Here is an 18,328-nt window from a genome sequence, read left to right on the forward strand (position 1 = left end):
ACCCGGATAACTGATAACTGTTCCCCATCCCCCAAATCCCCGTAAATAAGGTGTTAAAAAGAGATTAAGATAAGTTAAGATTTTGTATCAAAAGTAGCCCCAAACCCCAGTCCTCTCATGTCTAGCCATCCCGACTCATCCCTATTCTTGAACCACGTCGATAAGCCTGAAGAAGCCTGTGGAGTTTTTGGACTCTATGCCCCCGAGGAAGAAGTAGCAAAACTGACCTATTTCGGACTCTATGCCCTGCAACACCGAGGACAGGAATCGGCAGGTATTGCCACCTACGACGGGGAAACGGTGCATTGTTATAAAGAAATGGGCTTAGTTTCCCAAGTTTTTAGCGAAACTGTCCTTAAAACCTTGCCTGGTACTCACGCCGTCGGTCATACTCGTTACTCTACCACTGGTTCCAGCCGTCGGGCCAATGCCCAACCTGCTGTGATCGAAACCCGTTTGGGTAAACTTTCCCTAGCACATAACGGCAATTTAGTCAATACTTTTGAGTTAAGAAATGTATTAGAAAAGCGCGGTTGTGATTTCGTCACCACCACCGACTCGGAAATGATCGCAGTCGCTATCGGCCAGGAGGTGGATAGTGGCAAGGATTGGATAGAAGCGGCGATCGATGCCTTTAGCTATTGTAGCGGGGCCTACAGCCTTGTTATCGGCACACCGACGGGAATTATCGGGGCGCGGGATCCCAATGGTGTCAGACCCTTAGTAATTGGGGTTTTGCAAGAAGAAGGCAATCCCTCCCGTTATGTTTTGGCTTCGGAAACCTGCGGATTAGATATTATCGGGGCCGATTATCTGCGGGATGTGCAGCCGGGGGAATTAGTTTGGATTAGTGAAGATGGCTTATCTTCGGTGGATTGGGCCATGAAACCGGAGAAAAAATTATGCGTTTTTGAGATGATTTATTTTGCCCGTCCCGATAGCATTGTTCACGAGGAATCTTTATATACTTATCGGGTACGTTTGGGGGAACAATTAGCTAAAGAGTCGCCGGTAGAAGCAGATATGGTGATGGGAGTTCCCGATTCGGGTATTCCAGCGGCGATCGGATTTTCGCGCATTTCTGATATTCCCTACGCGGAAGGATTGATTAAAAATCGTTATGTGGGACGGACTTTTATTCAACCAACCCAACACATGAGAGAGTCGGGAATTAAGATGAAATTGAATCCTTTAAAGGATGTTTTACAGGGAAAAAGAGTTATTATTGTTGATGATTCGATCGTGCGGGGAACCACTAGCCGGAAATTAGTTAAAGCTTTACGCGATGCGGGAGCAAGAGAAGTTCACATGAGAATATCTTCTCCTCCGGTGACTCATCCTTGTTTTTATGGCATTGATACGGACAACCAAGAGCAATTAATTGCGGCAACTAAATCGGTGGCGGAAATTCAGGCACAAATCGGGGTGGATAGTTTAGCTTATCTCAGTCACGATGGAATGTTAACAGCAACGAGGGAAGATCCGAAAACCTTCTGTACTGCTTGTTTTAATGGCGATTATCCGATTCCTGTACCTGATAATGTTAAGCGATCAAAGTTGATCTTAGAAAAAGTTAAATAACCTCAAGGCTAAATCCTCTGAAAACAATCGGCAATTTCCTGGGGAGTTAAAAGGAAATTAGGATAACCGGAAAGTTGTCCTAATTTTTGTGCTAATAAAACTGCTTGGGGTGGAGTTAGATAGGTTTTGGCTAAGAGATCGGTTTGATGATAAGCTTGCCGGATTGGGGCATCTAAAAGGATAGTTCCTTGACCCATGATAATTACTCTTTCGGCGTATTCTGGCATTAAATAGAGGTGATGGGTGATCACAATCACGGTTTTGCCCATTTGGTGTAATTGACGACTCACCTCTAAAATTGCCTTAGCTCCTTGGTAATCTTGGCCGGTGGTGGGTTCATCAAAGACCACTATACGCGGTTCCATGGCTAAAATTGCCGCAATCACTACCCGCGCTCGATCGCCTTTCGGCAAAGAGAGAGGATGATAGGAGCGATATTCTAGCAATCCCATGGCTTCTAGACTTGCTTCCGTGCGTTGGATGACGATTTCTGGGGAATAACCGAGATTAGTCAGGGCAAATGATACCTCTTTCTCGACAGTGGTGTTAAAAATCTGATTATCGGGATTTTGGGCTACATAACCGATCGAACGAGCTAAATCACTAACAGAAAAGCTAGTGATCGAACGTCCGTCAATCATAACTTGACCGGTGGTTGCCGAGAGAAGATTGAGAAAATGCTTGACTAAAGTGCTTTTTCCTGCGCCATTTTGACCGATAATCAGCAGATATTCCCCTTCAGCAATATCGAGGGACACATCCCGCAAAGCGGTAGTACCATCAGGATAGGTATGGCAGAGATTTTTAACCCTCAGTAGGGGGGGTAAGGGGTCATAAACCGACGATAAGGGAGGGTTTGGTGTTATTTGATGGTAAAAGGATTTAAGCTCGTTTAAACGGGCAAAACTGCGGTCTAGGGTGACAGGAATAGAATCGATCTCGCGTAGCGAGCGCGTTGCGACCGCCCCGATTTTTTGATTGATCAAGGCAAAAGTAGTGGCCACTTGCGGGGGACGCAGGGCATTTTCCTGTAAACGTTGTACTTGGGAGTAGATATCTGCTGGGGTTCCCATGGCTTCGATCGCACCCTCCCTTAATAGTACCAGGCGATCGGCATATTCGGCCATTTCCTCGGCCGCGTGGGAGACCATCACAATGGTGACACCGAGATGGCGATTTAATTCCTTAATGGTGGCGAAAACTTCCTGGGATCCCACCGGATCGAGTTGGGAGGTGGGTTCATCGAGAATTAACAAAGCGGGCTGAACTGCAAGTGCGGCGGCGATCGCTAATCGTTGTTTTTGTCCTCCCGATAGTTCCCCCGGGGATTTTTTTTCCATTCCCTCTAACCGTACTGCCGCTAAAACTTTGGGAATGCGCGCTTTAATTTCCTCTCGCGGTAGCCGTAAATTTTCTAAGGTAAAAGCGATTTCATTTTCTATTGAAGTGGCTAAAAGTTGCGTTTCGGGATCTTCAAATACTGCCCCCACATAGCGGGCCAAGGTGCTAACGGGATGGGTTAAAGTATCTAAACCGGCTACTGTTGCATAACCAAAAAAACGCCCTCCGTAGAATTGGGGGACAATACCGTTAAGAGTTAAACAGAGAGTAGTTTTTCCCGCACCTGTGGGCCCGATAATACCTAAAAATTCTCCTCGATGAATTGCTAAAGAGATATTTTTAAGCACTAGATTGGAGGATTCGGGATAAATATAGGAAACTTTCTCTAATTGGGCGATGATTTCCATTATCGGTGGGGAATAGAAGACGGGAGTGGAGTAGATGGGGAGATATTTTTCAGGGAAATGCGAGTTAGGGACGCTTCTATTTTCCGCTATTTTGATCGATGAACTTGATTATCACACAGGCGGCCTACTTACTACTCTGTGATTTATCCTGCAATTGTACCAGTTACCCATCGCCCGTTCGCAGAAAAACTTAATATTTCTACTCTTGACAAATTTGCTTTAAAGTGCTAACAAAATCGGGGTAAGAAATGCCGGCCGCTTCAGCGCGATGGATAGTGGTGGGTTGACGGGAATTGAGGGAAGCGATCGCTAGACTCATAGCAATACGATGATCGGTAAAACTGTCCACTTCCGTGCCTAATAGGCCCGTACCGCCGGTAATCTCTAAACCATCGGGTAATTCCCTTACTTTTGCCCCTAGGCGATCGAGTTGGGTGGCCATCACCGTCAGGCGATCGCTTTCCTTCACCCGTAATTCCTCGGCATCCTTGATAATTGTCGTTCCTTGGGCAAAAACCGCCGCTACTGCCAAAATCGGAATTTCATCGATCAGACGGGGTATAATCTCACCGGCGATCGTGGTTGCCTGTAGTGGACTGGATTTCACCCGCAGATCCGCCACCGGTTCCCCCGTCACCACCCGTTGATTTTCGAGGGTGATATCTGCTCCCATTGCCTGTAAAACCTGTAAAACTCCAGTTCTAGTCGGGTTTATTCCCACATTTTCGATTAATAACTCGGAATTAGGCACGATTGCCCCCGCTACCAACCAAAAAGCCGCCGAACTGATATCCCCAGGTACGATCACCGTTTGTCCGGTTAAAGTGGGATAACCCGTCACCGTGACGCTATTAGTCTCCCCATCCACCTCAATATTTGCCCCAAAAGCGCGCAGCATCCGTTCACTGTGATCGCGAGATAAAGCGGGTTCCGTGATCGTAGTTTTCCCCTCGGTTAACAGTCCAGCGAGGAGAAGACAGGATTTCACCTGTGCAGAAGCGACGGGAGAATAGTAGTGGATCGGTTGCAGATATTCCCCAGAAACGGCTAAAGGAGCCAAAGAATTAGCTTTTCTGCCCCAAATTTGCGCCCCCATTTCCTTGAGGGGTTTCACCACCCGGGACATGGGACGCGATCGCAAGGAAGCATCACCAGTGACGACGAAAAAACGGTCCCGATGACCAGCCAATAATCCTAACATCAAGCGGATCGTCGTGCCGGAATTGCCCGCGTCGAGGATTTCTAAGGGTTCCTCAAGATTGCCTAAACCCCTACCTTTGACGATCACTTTCTCGCTGTTGAGTTGGGAAATTTCCACACCCATGGCACGAAAACAACTAGCGGTACTGCGAGGATCTTCGCCTAATAATAACCCATGAATAACGGTTTCTCCTTCGGCGATCGCTCCTAACATCAGGGAGCGATGGGATATGGATTTATCGCCGGGGATAGTGATTTTTCCGCGTAATCCCGTGATTTTGGCTGGATCGATGACTAAATCTTGATGGGATTGAAGGGGGTTAAGGGTGACAATAGACATGATCTTTAGGCAGATGAAGACAAGCTCGATCTATTTTCCCCCTTTACCTCGTCCTTTCCTTGTCAAGTTATGTAAAGAATATTAAGCTAGAAGCATTCGGTCATCAGTTTTTTGTCATGCCCACTACTGCCCAAGAAGTTTATAATCAACTGGTTTGTCACTTATCATCTGGGGAACGTTTGCGATTGGCCACAATCATTCTCAATGAACTTGTCGGACAACAACAACAACCATCGCTAGATCAAAGTGATACCTGGACTGAGGAGGATAAGATCGATCTGGCCAGTTTTTCCCTAAACTATGCGGCCAAAACTTTCTCTGATATTGATCGCTCCCGTATTAGGTTAAACTTATCACACCAAGAAACTGATAACTGATAACTGATAACTGATAACTGATTATGTCTCGTCGTCAACTGTTGAGTTTTTTAAGCGTAGTAATTCTGGCATTTTTTGCCCTTATTCCCGATGCTAACGCTTTAGGTGGTTCCCAACCCCCTTTAAATCAACCGGCACCCGATTTTAGCCTACCGACTAACACGGGAGAAGGGAATATTTCCCTATCGGACTATCGGGGTAAGTGGGTAGTTTTGTATTTTTATCCCAAGGATTTTACCCCCGGCTGTACCCTAGAAGCGCGGCGTTTTCAGCAGGATTTGCCGAAATATATGGCTAAAAATACGCAAATTTTAGGGGTAAGTGCCGATGATGTCGATTCTCATGCGGAATTTTGCGACTCGGAGGGGTTAAAATTTCCCTTACTGGCAGACACTACCGGAGATGTTAGTAAAGCCTATGGTTCTTGGATGGGTTATGTTTCCCTGCGTCATACCTATCTTATCGATCCGCAGGGGATTTTAAAAGAGATTTATTTAGGAGTAAATCCTGCCATTCACAGTGCCGAAGTTTTAGCGCGTTTAGAGGAATTACAGGCGACTTCTTGAGATAATTGGTCTTGAATCTAAAAATTATTCTGATCGGTTAGTTACGATGATAAGCTAACTACGGTTTGCATTATCTATAGTCGCTCAATCAATCCTCATTTTCTAGATCATGGCAGCACACTCTGAACAAATGGTTCAATAATTACACAATAAATACAGACAATAGCTTATGAATGCATCAAGAACAAGTTTTCAAGCTGGTTGGTTAAATGTAGAGCAGGAATTAGTTTTACTTTTAACAGCAACAATTAATATTAAAGGTATGCCGAAAGCCTATCCAACTGTTCCTGAGCAAAGACAGGAAGATTACTATAATTCCCTGAAGTATTATATTAATTTCCATCCTCGTATCAAAAAAATACTATTTGTGGAAAATTCTGGTTGGCCTCTTGAGCGATTGCAAGAAACGACTAAAGAAAATCCCCATAACAAACAAATTGAATTTATTTCACTAGATGCCAATGATTTTCCTCGTAATTTTGGCAAAGGTTACGGCGAAACCCTATTAATAGAGCAGGGAATTTTAAAATCAGCACTGGTCAAAGAATCTACTTATGTTGCCAAGATAACTGGGAGAATTTATCTTCTCAATATGACCGATATTTTAGAGAGGGTTAAAAGTCCCTTTGAGTGTTTATGTGATTTTAAATGGCCGATTTTGCAACAATTACAGAACAAACAAAATAATCCTTCCTATGCAGATACTCGTTTCCTTGTCTTTAGCAAATGCTTCTATGAAAGATACCTGCAGCCGATGCACAAAAATCATCAGCAGGGGTGTTTTTACAGTGAACATCAATATTATCAAGCTATTAATTTAGCATCACAATCGGCTAATGTTTGTAAAAGGTTTCCCGTTGAACCGAAATTTTCTGGTATTGCGGGACATTTTGGGGGAAAAGACTATAGTAGTCGTTCCGAACAGTTGAAATACGCAATTCGCGTCTTGACTCGTCAAACTATGCCTTGGCTATATCTGTAAGCAACTCTTACCGTCTATGGTATCGACGACAAATAACAATTCCATAGAGCAGAAAAAAGTCGGGATTTTAAAACCAAAATTTTCGATAAAAAAAATCCCGACCACGATTTTTTCATCGGTGGGGGATATACAGTAAGAACCTTAACCGAGATAATCAGGACTAATTGCAATCATCGTCCTTATCACCCTTACAGTCACGGTTTTGTAAAATTAGCGGCCAAGAGGAATCGTCAAAATGGTTATCTTGACTATTAACCGCTAAAGTGTGAGGAAGAAAACCTAACAGCAAGGAGACCAAGACAAACAAGGTTAACGAGATTTTCATGGCTTTACTCCCTTAGACACCATCAGGTAATTGACCTATTTTTACCATAGGGTTTTCCCGCTCGGATGTCAGTCCCATTGCCAAGAGGGAAAAAGGGGTTAACATGGAAAAAAAGGGAATATAAGTAGGATAAAGTAGAACCGGATGAAACCACAGGGATGGGACGAGTTTCTTAAACATCTAGCTAGAGAATACGGTGTTCAAGGCAAATTAAAGGAGATTTTTTTGGTTCGTTTTGCCTACGAAAATTGGCGCAAACCCGATGAGGAAATTTGGGAAATGGCCGAGGCCGCCAGCCATGAAACCTATAAAAAACAAATGACTAAAATCTATAGCTATTTCTCGGCAGATAAAGATAATGGCTGTCCCGAACTCGAATTAGGTAGTAAAGGGCCGGGTAAGTTCCAAATCCTGCGGGAATGGTTCAAAGATATCAAATATCCTGAATGGAAAAATTACCCCACCCCGATACTAGCAGAAAAATCAGTTATAGATACTTATATTAGCCGCCCTCCCGTCGAAAGCGACTGTTATCAAGAAATTAATCGTCCGGGGTCACTCATTCGCATTAAATCCCCCGAAAAGACTGGTAAAACTTCTCTACTTAAACATCTGCTCGCTCAGGCAGATAGTTGGGGACATAGCACAGTTTATATTAATTGTCAAGTGGCAGAAAAGGCGATGTTTGCCAGTTTAGACCGATTTTGTCGCTGGTTTTCGGCAAATGTTAGCCGAGAATTGGGTTTAAAGCCTCAATTAGATGAATATTGGGATGAGGAACTATTTGGCAGTTTAATCAGTTGTCAAACCTATTTTCAGTCCTATCTTTTGGAACAGATTAACGGGCCGCTCTTTTTGGCCCTAGATAATTTAGACAGAATTTTCGAGTATCCCGACATCGCTAGGGATTTTCTGCCGCTTTTGCGCTGTTGGCACGAAGAAGCTAATAATTTGGAAATCTGGCAAAATTTGCGGTTAGCGATTGCTAATTCCACAGAAATCTATATTCAATTGGACGCTAATCAATCTCCCTTTAATGTCGGTCGTGCGATTAAATTACCCGGTTTTAGCCTCGAACAACTGGAAAACTTGGCTAGTAGCTACGGATTGCCTAAAAATGATGATAATCAGCGTTTTATCGGGGATTTAATTGCTCTAGTCGCTGGTCATCCCTATCTTAGCCGTTTGGCCCTGGAAGCACGGGTGCGTGGGGAAAAAAATATTCTCCCTAATGCTGCTACCCAAGGGGGAATTTATGCGGCACACCTGCGTCATCACTGGGATAATCTGCAAAAACAGCCGGAATTATTGACAGCGATGGGGGAAGTGGTTAATTCTTCCGATAAAGGAGCGCGATTAGAACCGATTACTGCCTATAAACTGGAAAGTATGGGTTTAATTCAGTTAAAAGGCGACCTAGCCCAGCCTAGCTGTCAATTATATCAACTTTACTTCCGAGAGGAACAGACCAGCAGCGATCTCTAGTGGATAATTAGACAGCGATAAGCATCCGGTGCGCTTAAAGATTGCTCAACTTGCTAAAGATTGTAGTTCGGAAGTGCCATAAACTCTCACGATTTTGTCTTGGCAGGCCGTGGCAATATAATTACCATCGGGACTAAAACAAACGGAATAGATTTTCTGGGGATGGGGAATAGAAATAATGGCTTTTCCTGCTTTTAAATCCCATAATTTTAGGCTTTTATCATCACTACCACTGACTAATAGTTGATTATTAGGACTAACACTAATTGAATTGATATGATCACTATGTTCGCTGAGAGTTTTTACCTCTGTACCTCTTTTAATATCCCAGATTTTAATGGTTTTGTCTTTGCTGCCACTGGCTAAAAATTTGTTATTACTGCCGAAATCTACCGATAAAATACCTCCAAACCAATCGGAATGACCTTTTAAGGTAATACTGCTTTTTTCTCCCAGATTCCAGATAATTACCGTTTTGTCATTTTCGCCGCCACCACTGGCTAAAAGTTGACCATTTTGACTAAATTTAACTGTTAGGACTTTATCGCTATGACCTTGTAATGTGGACAGAATTTCTCCAGTTTTTACTGACCATATTTTCACGGTTTTATCTTCACTACCACTAGCAATAATTTCCCCATCGGGATGAACAGCTACTGCTGTAACTTTGTCTTGGTGTCCCGTTAAGGTAGAGATTAGTTCTTTAGTTTCCAGTGACCAAATTCTTACGGTTTGATCATCTCCTCCACTAACCAAAAATCCTTGACAGGGACTAAAAGCAACAGAGTTAACTCTCTTATCCCACCAACCGGCTTTTTCATGTCCTTGTAAACTAAATTTTTGATTTTTTTGCCAATCCCAAACAATAACGGTTAACTCGTTATCTCCACTAGCCAAAAATTGACCATCTTGGGAAAAAGTTAGACATTTAACCTCACCTTCATGGCCTTCTAGGGATTTAAAAGATACTAAGGAGTTAAACATAGTGAAAACATTAGTTAATCAGTATTTTTCGACATGACCCGATGTTAGCGGTTCTGTAGGGGCTCTCTTGGATTTGGTGGGTACAATGTATTCTAAGATACATTCCTTCTAGCGAGGGGGTGGAACGAACCACAAAGACACAAAGGACACAAAGATTGATCGATCCTATGTAAGTTAAACTTATCAGACAGAACCTAGAAGAGGGATGAATTTATCGCTCTTCTGGGACTTTCGGAAATCCCTGACCGAATCCAGATTCTGAAACTCTTGGTTGACAAGTGATCGCTAACTTTTTTTCTAATAAAAACTCAAATTTCGGGTTTCTGTTAGTTAGCGATAGCTTGAAGGCTTACCCCATAAGAGAGCTAGAGTTTAGAGACTGTAAGACTTTTGCCAGACTCCCTCCAAGAGCGATATCTCTCAGATTGCCAGATTTCGTCCCCCCCCGAACGGTTACAAAGAAGTTGACTTTTTTTTAGAGCGTAATCGTAAACCCGTTAGTGCAGTAACTCCTAAAGCGATCACCGAGGTCATTTCTGGGGTTGAAGTTATCTTTAAAATTTGCCCCTGTCCGCCCACAAAGCCTTGATTGGCAACATAGATAGCTCCATCATCCCCAATTGCTAAACCCGTGGGAAAGGATAAACCCTCGTCTAAAATACTTTGACGAGTCCCATTAGGTGCTATTCTCCAAAGCTGACCACTAAAATCTCCTGCCAGAAAATTACTAGCATATTCTAGAACATATAAACTACCATCGGGGGCGAAAGCAAGATCAATGATATTAGTAAAACCTGTCGCAAATTCTTCTAAATTGGTGCCATTAAACCGATAAACATTAGCCCCACCAACGGGAAAAGGAAATCCAGTAAGTTGACCGATATAGAGTTGATTGTCCGGACCAATAGCCATCCCTGTGGGTACGGCTTGCATAGGAAAAGGATTCGGTAAATTAGGGATAAAGGGTGGTGGTGTAACTGAGCGAACAGGAAAAGCAGCGATCGCTGTTATAGCCCCGTTGCCATCAACTCTGAGCAAGGAATTTCCCCCCGCATCGGTGGCATAAATAACACCATTTTGCACAACGAGGGAGTAGGGATTACTATCAACTTCATCCCCATCAGGATTATTATCTCTCTCAAAATCAGCTAAATCTGCTACGGGCGACCAACTAGGTGTTCCAGTGAGGTTGATGGCGATCGCCTGTCCAAAGGCAGGAACGCCTAAAGTATTATCCCTAACATCTGGATTAGTTCCCAAACCGATAATACCGAATAGCTGCCCTGATTGGTCGAAGTAAAGGTCTTGAAGACCAGTACCTTCATTGCCTGATGGTTGTTGAGCCAAGGACGGTAAATTATCGATCAAGACCTCCGTTGCTCCCGTGGTTGTATTCAAACGAGCGATTGCACTAGTGGGTCCGTAGCAAACTTGACTTTGACCTCCTGACAAAATACAAGTTCCGTTACCACCTCTTCCTGCTTGGGCGATATAAAGCTGGCCATCAGGACCGAAGGTCATGCCCCGAGGATTATTTAAACCGCTTGCGAGAACGGTGGTAGAAATATTAGCGGCTAATATCGGAGCGGCTGGACTAACAAAACCAACAGTGAGAGCTAGGGTGATGGTTAACTTTTTGTTACTCATACGTTACTGCCAAGTTACTAATCATCAGACCATCTTAACGGAAAACAAGAAAACTGAAAACATTAGTTAATCAAGATTTTTCGGCATTACCCGATGTTGGTTGTTCTCTAGGAGACTAAGCCATCCCTGAGATAACTTTTTCTGATCACCACAAGTACGGGGAAGCTATTCTTCCGTAATTATAACTAATTACAGCGTTTCTCGTCAAGGAGATTCAGCTAATCTAAGGATAGGCGATTAAAATAGGTCTTAGCTTATAAGTACCCGTTGACAATCATAGTAGTAGAGTGGGTGAGGGGACAATAATCGAAAAAATTGCCCGATAAATTAAGTATTGGCCGTAACCTAGCCCAAAAAGGCTGCTATTCAGGGGCGCTATAGGGTAAGATTAACTATTAGGGTGGAATTTATTGCCGATTTTAATCTTGTCCTAACCGAGCAAAATTGACAATTGAATGTGTAATTTTTAAAATATCTATCCCGTCAATCTCATCTAACCGCAAATGCTCAAAATTTTAGTTGATGGTACACCGATAAGACAAAATCCTAGTGGAATTGGATTATATGCTTATCACCTGATTGCCGAATTAGCTAAATTACAAAACCAAGAAAACTTTTCCCTGTCCATCTGTTTTCAACCATCGGTAAAAAACTGGCTGCGGGGTAATCTTTCTATCCCCGAAAAACTGCAATCCTATCCAGAGGTTAAATGTTTACCAATTCCCGTCAGTCTTAGCAATATCTTAACCCGATTTCCTAATCCTCTAATTCCCTATCTAGAAAACTTTCTTGATTCTCCCGATATTCTCCACGGATTGGATCATGTGGTGTATCCTTGTCGTCAGAGTCGCAAAATTATGACTATTCATGATGTTACTTTTATTAAATATCCTGAGTTTGTCACGGGGATTGTCAAAACCTACACCCAACGCATTAAACAATCTCTACAATGGACAGATTTAGTTATTGCTAACTCCGCAAGTACCAAACGAGATATTATTGAATATTTAGATGTGAACCCAGAGAAAATTTTTGTTACTCCCCTCGCAAGTCGTTATTCTTCCCTCCCCAATTATCCCTCATCCCTAACTATCACTAAACCCTATTTACTCTTTGTTAGTACCCTAGAACCACGAAAAAATATTATTAATCTTATCACCGCTTTTAACTATCTCAAGTACAGGTATAAACTAGACCATAATCTGATTCTGATTGGCAAAAAAGGATGGAAGTATCAACCAATTTTCGATAAAATATCTCAGTCGCCCTTCCGAGATAGTATTCAACATCTTGATTATCTTGCCGATGACTTAGTTGCGGATTATTATCAAAAAGCTGATGTTTTTGTTTATCCTTCCTTTTATGAAGGTTTTGGATTACCAGTTTTAGAAGCGATGACTTTAGGTTGTCCCGTGGTAACTGCTAATACTGCATCCTTACCCGAAGTCACTGGAGATTCGGCAATATTAATTAATCCCGATAATCCCCTAGAAATTGCTGCAGCAATCTATCAAGTTATTAGTGATACATCTCTCCGTCAAGAATTAATCACTAAAGGAAAAAAACAATCGGCAAAATTCTCTTGGCAAAAAACCGCACAAGCTACTATAAAAGCTTATCGTTCTCTTTTATAATAAGTAAGTAGTTATAATTAAATTTAAGATGGATCCCCCCTTAATCCCCCCTTGATAAGGGGGGTGCTGATCACCCCTTAATCCCCCCTTGATAAGGGGGGTGCTGATCACCCCTTAATCCCCCCTTGATAAGGGGGGTGCTGATCACCCCTTAATCCCCCCTTGATAAGGGTGGTGTCTGACAACTTTTAACACCTACCTACTTAAGTAGCTAATATCTATGAATAGGAATAATCAATTATTAATCAATCTCGCTTTTCTCGGTACTAAATATACTGGATTGACTACCTATACTAAAAATCTCATTCCCCAATTAGCCAACTTAAATCCTACCCTAATCACTTCTAATACTTACCCAGATTTTAACACCTATCCTGTGTCGGCAAACCTCACCCAAGAACAGGGAACCAAAGGCAATATTAGGCGCTTAATTTGGACAGAAACCCAACTCTATCAAACCTATCAACAATTAAAGTCTTCCCTACTATTTACCCCCATTCCCGAAGCACCTATTTATGGAAATTGCCGCTATATTGTCACAGTTCATGATTTAATTCCCCTGCGATTTCCGAAATTTTCTCCCCTAACTTTTTATAATAAATACTATTTACCCCAAGTCCTGAAAAAAGCCACACATATTATCGCTGTTTCCCAAGCAACTGCCTCGGATATTAATAAGTTTTTTAACATATCTCTTGACAAAATAACCGTGATTCTTTCTGGATATGATTCTCATAATTTTCGTCCGCTAAATCTGGCGACTCGTCCCTATTTTCTCTATCTTGGTCGTTATGATCCTCATAAAAATCTCGGTCGTTTAATTACTGCTTTTTCCCAAATCGATCCCGAATATCAATTATTAATTGTCGGTCAATTTGACCCCCGTTTTACCCCGGCTCTACAGCAACAGGTAGAAGCATTATCAATCTCTCAAAGAGTGCAATTTTTAAACTATGTTTCCTATGGAGAATTGCCGCAACTTTTAAACCAAGCAACTGCTTTAGTTTATCCCTCCCTTTGGGAAGGTTTCGGATTACCTGTACTAGAAGCGATTGCCTGTGGAACTCCTGTAATTACTTCTAATCTTTCCTCTCTCCCAGAAGTCACAGGAGAGGCGGCAATTTTAATTAATCCCTATAGTATTGATGAGATGAGAGAGGCAATGCAGCAAATCGCCACCGATGAACAATTACGCCTAAAATTAAAATCCCTCAGTCTCCAGCGCGCCGAGCTTTTTAGTTGGGAAAAAACCAGCCAAGAAACCGCCACAATTCTGCAAAGTTTTCTCTAAAAATGGTGACAAAAAAACTTATCAATCATTGTCGGATGGGTTAGACGGCAGTAAGCATTAAAACCCAAGGATATGAGAGCAAAAACCTGTACTCTCATGGGGAGATTCAGTGTTACTTCCTATATATTCTTGTGCCATTCTTCGGGAATTTGAGCGACTTTTTCTTGGCCAGTAGGCTGATGAATAGGTTTTCCTAAAGGACGAATTTTGAGATTTCCTTGCCAATAAGCGGCGATTCTTTCCTTGGCAATTTTCACATATTCTGCTTCTTTTTCACTCCCCATCACTCGACGATTGTGCATAATACTAGCAATCAGAGAAGTTCCGACTCCGGCAAAAGGATCAAAAACCCAATCCCCCTCATTTGTCAAGGCTAAAACACATCTTTCTACTAATTCGATCGGGTATTGACAAGGATGGATAGTTTTCTCTGGATGATTAGATTTAACGTTAGGAATATCCCATAGTAACTCATCCCATTCTTGTGCTAAAAACTCCCAAACATCGCTGGGATTTTTCCCTAAAGGATTACCAGAGGGTTTACCGATATTTTTACCTTTAAAATGGCGCTTACCAGGGTATTTAGCGGGGATTCTCACTGGATCAAGATTAAAGGTATATTTATCGGTTTTTGTCAACCACAAAATAGTTTCATACCTGCCAGAAAATCTTTTAGAGGTATGTAATCCATGGCCAAAATGCCAGACAATTCTATTTCTTAAAAAGAAACCCATTTGTTTAAATAGCTGATAATAAAAAATATCTAAAGGATAAACTTCTCCCTCTTGAACGAAATTTCCCACCTGCCAGCAAATACTGCCATTATCTTGCAAGATTCTAGAGAATTCTCGCAGAATTTTGGTTTGGGTTTCCAGATAAGTATCCAAAGAGATTTTTTTTTCGTAGTCTTTTCCTAAATTGTAGGGAGGAGAAGTAATAATCAAGCTCACAGAATTATCTGGTATAGTCTTGATAAAATTATTGCTATCTCCTTGATAAAGAATTATTTCGGCATCAGGTTGATAAAAGTCTCGTACTGATTTTGATTGAGAAAATAAGGGCAACTGATTCATAGAAAATTTAGTAAAGAAGAGCCACTTTTAATTAGGGTTTGCTGAAAAAGTTTTTCCTGGGGGCAGGGTGTGGGGTGTGGGGTTTTACCCATTTTACATCCAATATGCAAGAGAGCCAGTTTTTTTAAACAATTAATGTTATCGGTAGCCAGCAAAGATATAACAAAAATTCTACTTTTTTAGATAAAAAACGGGAAGAAAGTTTTGACTTTTTTCTATTCTTCCCTTAACTTAGATTAGCTCAAACCCGGAACGCACTCGCCCAATTCCACTGTAAAAGGTTGCCAAGGACGAGGATCAATTACCTTTGTCGGCAAGTCATGGGATGTTAATAATTCTTGAAAAGATTCGGGACTACCCCCAGCACTTAACACCGCCATTAATAATCCTTTAAACTCGATATCACCACCGGCAGCCGTAGAAATAATATATTCGGGCTGCAAGCGTTGACAGACTGCTAAGGCGCTTTCTTGTCCTTTGATTACCGGTCCGAGGAAAGGTATTTTTAAGTCAATCAAAGGGGTAATAATCACGGAGATTTTACCGAGAGAATCGAGGCTAGGAGAATGATAACCGTGGGGTTCGTAGTAGATACTCTGATTTGTCGCTAATTCCTTGATAACATAACCATTTTCCACCAGAGTCGGCCCGACTGGAGAACCGGGGACAGCAGTAATTTCGATCGCATTGTCAAAGATATAACTAGAGCCGTGGGTTAAAGGGATGAGATGGGTATAATTAAGCGCTCGAACTACTTTCTCGGCATTAGGAGAAGCCACCACGGGAATTTGGCGATCGAGTACCTGTAAAGTAGGAGGATGGGCGTGATCTTCCAAACCTTGGGAGAGAAGAATCAGATCGATATGTTCGGGAATGGCATGATTAGCGGTTTTTTTGCCCTCAAATAGCCAAGTTAAATTACCAAAAGTCAGGGAACCTACCAACCAAGGATCGAGAAGCAGGCGTTTTCCCCCGATTTCGATTAACCAAGAATTACTATCAAGCCAAGTTAACTGCATATAATAAGAATGAGGATTTTCTTAATTTAATTTAACATTAGCATTAATTTTTCTGCGCTTGGGGGTTTTTCAGTCATCAGTGAATGCCGTTTATAGCAGTTATCTTAATGGTGAGGTAGGAAGTCTCTGGTTTTAGGGAACAGGCAACAGTAGCCAGTCGTCTGGGGATGATACCAAATTAAGTAGCTGGTTATAATTAAATTAAAAATGGATTTTGCCTTTAATCCCCCCTTGATCCCCCCTTGATAAGGGGGGATCTGAAAGTTTTTAATACCTATCTACTTAGGTTACACTTCATCTTGAGGAGAAACGCTGTCACACTCCTCACTCAATGCCAGTCACTGAAAACCCAAATCTGATCACTGATTACTGATTACTGATCACTGATCACTGATTAGTCAAGGCTTAAGAAATAGGGAAAGTTTAGCTATCTTAGGGAAAGTAGGCGCTAAAAGGGGAGGAAGAACGCATCAGCCGAGACTGAATTTCTATGACTAAACGTACCTTCGGTGTTATCGGACTAGCTGTCATGGGAGAAAATCTCGCTCTCAATGTGGAGAGTCGGGGTTTTCCTATCGCTGTTTACAATCGCACCGCCAGCAAAACTCAAGAATTTATGGAAACTCGCGCCGTCGGCAAAGATGTCAAGGCGGCCTATAGTTTAGAAGAATTCGTCCAAATTTTAGAGCGTCCCCGCAAAATCCTGGTCATGGTCAAAGCTGGCCCGCCGGTGGATGCCGTGATCGAACAATTAAAACCCCTTCTCGAAGAAGGAGATATGATTATCGATGGCGGTAACTCCCTCTACGAGGACACGGAAAGACGCACCCGCGACCTAGAATCGACCACTAAACTGGGTTTTGTCGGGATGGGAGTCAGTGGTGGCGAAGAAGGTGCTCTGCACGGTCCTTCCCTGATGCCAGGGGGTACAGAGTTCGCCTATCGGGAATTAGAGCCGATTTTAACCAAAATTGCCGCCCAAGTCGATGATGGTCCCTGTGTCACCTATGTGGGTTCCGGGGGTGCAGGCCATTATGTGAAAATGGTTCACAATGGCATCGAGTACGGCGATATGCAGTTGATTGCGGAAGCCTACGATGTGCTGAAAAATGGTCTAGGACTAAGCAATCAGCAGTTACAGGAAACTTTCGCCGAGTGGAATCGCACCGATGAGTTTATTTTTTATTTAATTAAAATTACCGCCGATATCTTTAAGTGTGTTGACCCAGAAACCGGTCATCATCTGGTAGATTTAATCTTAGATTCGGCGGGACAAAAGGGAACCGGACGCTGGACTGTGTTAAGTTCTTTGGAGTTGGGGGTGCCGATTCCGACCATTTATGCTGCGGTTAATGCTCGCGTGATGTCCGCTTATAAGGATGAACGGGTAGCAGCCGCCAAAGAGTTACCCGGACCTGGGGAAACCTATCCAGGGGATGCGGCACTATTTGTGGATAAGGTGCGTGATGCTCTTTACTGCTCGAAAATGTGTTCCTATGCCCAGGGTATGGCTTTAATCGCTAAAGCTTCTCAGGAGTTTAACTATAATATCAGTCTGCCGGAATCGGCCCGGATCTGGAAGGGCGGCTGTATTATTCGGGCCGGTTTCTTGGATAAAATTCGCAAAGCTTTTGCGGAAAATCCGGGGCTGCCGAATTTGTTGTTAGCGCCGGAATTTAAGCAAAGTATCCTCGATCGCCAAGAAGCTTGGCGTGAGGTGTTAGTCTTGGCTAATAAGTTGGGAATTCCCGTCCCGGCTTTTAGTTCTTCTTTGGACTATTTTGATAGTTATCGTCGGGCTAATTTGCCGCAAAATCTCACCCAAGCACAACGGGATTATTTTGGTGCTCATACCTACGAACGTACCGATAAACCCAGAGGTGAGTTTTTCCATACGGAATGGATGACTGAATCCTAAAGCTATCTAATATTTTCTCCCCCTTTTTATTTCCAGTAAAAAGGGGAGATTTTTTGGCGATATTAACGCTCAGAAAACGGGTTTCTCCGAGAAACCCGTTTTCTGCTCACAAAAGGCAAAAAGGGGAATAAATAATCAGTCTTTAATAACCAGATTTA

At 42.6% G+C, this 18,328-nt stretch carries 15 protein-coding genes; 8 read left to right on the top strand and 7 right to left on the bottom strand.

Going from position 1 to position 18,328, the window contains the following annotated elements:
- Window positions 1-117 precede the first annotated feature (117 nt).
- The gene (gene purF / locus MiAbW_RS11565; protein ID WP_151696240.1) at window positions 118-1,581 is read left to right on the top strand and encodes an amidophosphoribosyltransferase; all 1,464 of its coding nucleotides are present in this window, start codon (window positions 118-120) and stop codon (window positions 1,579-1,581) included.
- A gap of 8 nt (window positions 1,582-1,589) precedes the next feature.
- Here purF and MiAbW_RS11570 read toward each other — a convergent pair whose 3' ends face one another.
- On the bottom strand, window positions 1,590-3,329 hold the full coding sequence (locus MiAbW_RS11570) for an ABC transporter ATP-binding protein (protein WP_151696241.1): 1,740 nt from the start codon (window positions 3,327-3,329) through the stop codon (window positions 1,590-1,592).
- A 199-nt stretch (window positions 3,330-3,528) separates the two neighbouring features.
- On the bottom strand, window positions 3,529-4,869 hold the full coding sequence (gene aroA / locus MiAbW_RS11575) for a 3-phosphoshikimate 1-carboxyvinyltransferase (RefSeq protein ID WP_151696242.1): 1,341 nt from the start codon (window positions 4,867-4,869) through the stop codon (window positions 3,529-3,531).
- A 59-nt stretch (window positions 4,870-4,928) separates the two neighbouring features.
- On the opposite strand from aroA, the gene MiAbW_RS11580 reads away from it, so the two are divergent.
- The 3 genes from MiAbW_RS11580 to MiAbW_RS11590 all read left to right on the top strand — a co-directional run bounded on the left by MiAbW_RS11580 (window position 4,929) and on the right by MiAbW_RS11590 (window position 6,794).
- The gene (locus tag MiAbW_RS11580; RefSeq protein ID WP_151696243.1) at window positions 4,929-5,246 is read left to right on the top strand and encodes a hypothetical protein; all 318 of its coding nucleotides are present in this window, start codon (window positions 4,929-4,931) and stop codon (window positions 5,244-5,246) included.
- A 23-nt stretch (window positions 5,247-5,269) separates the two neighbouring features.
- Window positions 5,270-5,812: a peroxiredoxin gene (locus tag MiAbW_RS11585; protein ID WP_151696244.1), complete on the top strand. Its 543-nt coding sequence runs from the start codon at window positions 5,270-5,272 to the stop codon at window positions 5,810-5,812.
- Window positions 5,813-5,981: 169 nt separating this feature from the next.
- A complete protein-coding gene (locus MiAbW_RS11590) occupies window positions 5,982-6,794 on the top strand; it encodes a hypothetical protein (protein ID WP_151696245.1) in 813 nt (270 codons plus the stop codon).
- 160 nt (window positions 6,795-6,954) lie between these two features.
- Here the strand turns inward: MiAbW_RS11590 and MiAbW_RS20100 are convergent, their stop codons facing one another.
- On the bottom strand, window positions 6,955-7,119 hold the full coding sequence (locus MiAbW_RS20100; protein WP_238707260.1) for a hypothetical protein: 165 nt from the start codon (window positions 7,117-7,119) through the stop codon (window positions 6,955-6,957).
- A gap of 144 nt (window positions 7,120-7,263) precedes the next feature.
- Here MiAbW_RS20100 and MiAbW_RS11595 point away from each other — a divergent pair, with 144 nt between their 5' ends.
- A complete protein-coding gene (locus tag MiAbW_RS11595; protein ID WP_151696246.1) occupies window positions 7,264-8,604 on the top strand; it encodes an AAA-like domain-containing protein in 1,341 nt (446 codons plus the stop codon).
- Window positions 8,605-8,649: 45 nt separating this feature from the next.
- Here the strand turns inward: MiAbW_RS11595 and MiAbW_RS11600 are convergent, their stop codons facing one another.
- Window positions 8,650-9,588: a WD40 repeat domain-containing protein gene (locus MiAbW_RS11600; protein WP_151696247.1), complete on the bottom strand. Its 939-nt coding sequence runs from the start codon at window positions 9,586-9,588 to the stop codon at window positions 8,650-8,652.
- 453 nt (window positions 9,589-10,041) lie between these two features.
- Complete coding sequence (locus tag MiAbW_RS11605; protein WP_151696248.1) at window positions 10,042-11,235, bottom strand: ScyD/ScyE family protein; 1,194 nt, start codon at window positions 11,233-11,235, stop codon at window positions 10,042-10,044.
- Window positions 11,236-11,738: 503 nt separating this feature from the next.
- Here MiAbW_RS11605 and MiAbW_RS11610 point away from each other — a divergent pair.
- Complete coding sequence (locus MiAbW_RS11610; RefSeq protein ID WP_151696249.1) at window positions 11,739-12,869, top strand: glycosyltransferase family 4 protein; 1,131 nt, start codon at window positions 11,739-11,741, stop codon at window positions 12,867-12,869.
- Window positions 12,870-13,089: 220 nt separating this feature from the next.
- Window positions 13,090-14,160: a glycosyltransferase family 4 protein gene (locus tag MiAbW_RS11615; protein WP_151696250.1), complete on the top strand. Its 1,071-nt coding sequence runs from the start codon at window positions 13,090-13,092 to the stop codon at window positions 14,158-14,160.
- 119 nt (window positions 14,161-14,279) lie between these two features.
- On the opposite strand, the gene MiAbW_RS11620 is transcribed toward MiAbW_RS11615, so the two are convergent.
- Complete coding sequence (locus MiAbW_RS11620) at window positions 14,280-15,233, bottom strand: DNA-methyltransferase (RefSeq protein WP_151696251.1); 954 nt, start codon at window positions 15,231-15,233, stop codon at window positions 14,280-14,282.
- Window positions 15,234-15,469: 236 nt separating this feature from the next.
- Complete coding sequence (locus MiAbW_RS11625) at window positions 15,470-16,252, bottom strand: MBL fold metallo-hydrolase (RefSeq protein ID WP_151696252.1); 783 nt, start codon at window positions 16,250-16,252, stop codon at window positions 15,470-15,472.
- A gap of 490 nt (window positions 16,253-16,742) precedes the next feature.
- Between MiAbW_RS11625 and gnd the strand changes: the two genes are divergently transcribed.
- Window positions 16,743-18,170, top strand: a complete 1,428-nt coding sequence (gene gnd / locus MiAbW_RS11630; RefSeq protein WP_151696253.1) for a decarboxylating NADP(+)-dependent phosphogluconate dehydrogenase — start codon at window positions 16,743-16,745, stop codon at window positions 18,168-18,170.
- The last annotated feature ends 158 nt before the right edge of the window (window positions 18,171-18,328 follow it).

Origin of the sequence: Microcystis aeruginosa NIES-4325 (genome assembly GCF_008974145.1) — a bacterium.
Classification (GTDB): Bacteria; Cyanobacteriota; Cyanobacteriia; order Cyanobacteriales; family Microcystaceae; genus Microcystis; species Microcystis aeruginosa_G.